3 protein-coding genes are annotated in these 2181 nt (G+C 65.0%); all 3 read left to right on the top strand.

Translation table 11 applies throughout. The features are described from left to right. Nucleotides 1–803, top strand: an 803-nt coding sequence (locus tag VFA16_RS17830) for a CaiB/BaiF CoA transferase family protein (protein WP_324969094.1), incomplete at its 5' end; no start/stop codon positions are given. Between the two features lie 46 nt (nt 804–849). Continuing rightward, nucleotides 850–1746: a hydroxymethylglutaryl-CoA lyase gene (locus tag VFA16_RS17825; RefSeq protein ID WP_324969093.1), complete on the top strand. Its 897-nt coding sequence runs from the start codon at nt 850–852 to the stop codon at nt 1744–1746. Next, nucleotides 1746–2181 (top strand): TetR/AcrR family transcriptional regulator (locus VFA16_RS17820; protein ID WP_324969092.1); only part of this gene is annotated, 436 nt, incomplete at its 3' end. The genes VFA16_RS17825 and VFA16_RS17820, both read left to right, overlap by 1 nt.

The following is a 2181-nucleotide window of genomic DNA, read 5'->3' as shown; positions in this document are numbered from 1 at the left end:
AGGCCCATAAGGCCGGCTACGCATCCGTCGCTGAGGCAGCGAGCGGGCTGCGGTATCTCAACGGATTTCCCGGCGGGCCGCCGCCGCGGCTCGCGTTGTCACTGGGCGACAGCTTGGCGGGGATGTTCGCCGCCCAGGGAGCACTGGCGGCGCTGTACCGCCGTAGCATCACTGGCCGCGGGCAGGTTGTCGACGTTGCGTTGACCGAATCCTGTTTAGCCATACAGGAATCCACCATCCCGGACTACGACGTCGGCGGGGTAGTGCGCGGGCCGTCGGGCACCCGGCTGGACGGCATCGCGCCCTCCAACATCTACCGCAGCGCCGACGGCACGTGGGTGGTCATCGCTGCCAACCAGGACACCGTCTTCGCTCGCCTGTGTCAGGCGATGGGGCGCCCGGACCTGGCCACCGACGACCGGTTCGCCACGCACGGCGCGCGCGGGCGCAACCAAGACGAACTCGACAAGATCATCGGCGACTGGGCCGGGCTGCGTCAGCCAGAAGAGATCATCGAAACGCTTTCTGCGGCGGGAGTGATTGCCGGTCCGATCAACACCGTCGCCGACGTGGTTGAGGACCCCCAGCTGCGGTCCCGCGGAATGATCGCCGAGCACTATGACGAACGCGTCGGGCGTACCGTTTTAGGGCCCGGGATTGTGCCGGTGTTCTCCGAATCGCCCGGCAGCATCCGCAACGCCGGCCCGGCATCACCGGGACAACACAATGACGACGTGTACTCGGTCCTGCTCGGCAAGACCACTGAAGAACTCGACCAACTGCGCGCCGAGGGGGTGCTATGACCGCGCCGGCGACGATGCAGAGCGAAGCGATCAGGAGCGGCACCATATGACCGAGCATGTCACCATCCGGGAAGTCGCATTGCGGGACGGACTGCAGATCGAGACGCCAATCCCGTTGTCCGCCAAGCTGCAACTTCTGGAGGCGATAGCCGCCACCGGTGTACGCGAGGTGGAGGCGTGTGCATTCGTGTCGCCCTCGAAGGTGCCGTCGATGGCCGATGCTGCGGAGTTGGCCGCCCAGCTGCACCGTTTTCCCGACATAGAGTTCTCCGCCTTGGTGGCCAGTCCCAACGGCGCCAAGCGCGCCATGGCAGCCCGATTGCCGGCCATCGAATACGTCGTGGCGGCCTCGGATGCCTTCAGCCGCGCCAACGTCGGGCGGACCAGCACCGAAGCCACCGAACAGATCGGCGAGATCGCCACGATCGCGCACGACGCCGGTGCCACCATCGAAGTGATCATTGCCACTGCCTGGGACTGTCCGTTCGATGGGCCCACTCCCCCGCAGCGGGTGCTTGACATCGCCGTGACCGCCTGCGAGCACGGTGTCGACCGGATCTCGATCGCCGACACCATCGGCACCACGACGCCTGGCCGAGTTGCCTCGCTGATCGCTGCGCTACGTCAAGTGACCGGAACCACCATCTTAGGCGCGCATTTCCACAACACTCGCGGCGCCGGTCTGGCCAACGCCTACGCGGCGGTCGGCGCAGGCATCACCCGGCTGGACTCCTCAGTTGGTGGCCTGGGTGGCTGCCCGTTCGCGCCAGGCGCCACCGGCAATATCGCCACCGAAGATCTCGTCTACCTGCTCACCGACAGCGGCATCGAGGTCGACCTCGACCTGAATGCGGCCATCGCTGCCGCGAACGTTGCCAGATCGGCAGTCGGCCATGACCTCCCAGGCGCCCTGCTGCGCGCGGGCGATCGGAAACGGAACTGATGCCTACCGAAAGCCTGAGCGCCAAAGGTCGTCAGACTCGCCAAGCTATCGAGCAGGCCGCACGAAAGTTGTTTGCTGAGCGCGGCTTTCATGGTACAACGCTGTCTGATATCACATCGGCAGCTGGTAAGTCTCCGGCTGTGTTCTACCGCTATTTTGCGGACAAAGAAGACCTCTTGGCAGCTCTGGCCGAGTCCTTCCTCCGCGACGTCTTGGCACCCGCGCGCCGGTCCATACGGTTGCCCGAATCCCCGGCAGAAAGTGATTTTTTCACTTCGGTGGTCGCCGGGTACTGGCACATCTTCAAGCAAAACATAGGAATCATGGTGGCTGTCGCTCAGCTGGGCGCCACCCAACAACGGTTCGCCGGGCTGCAGAACGAGTTTCGGCGCTTCGGTATGGATATTGTCGCCGCATCGGTGCGCCGGGCACGAG

Origin of the sequence: Mycobacterium sp. (genome assembly GCF_035653355.1) — a bacterium.
Taxonomy (GTDB): Bacteria; Actinomycetota; Actinomycetes; order Mycobacteriales; family Mycobacteriaceae; genus Mycobacterium.
This window is presented reverse-complemented; position numbering and strand designations above follow the sequence as displayed.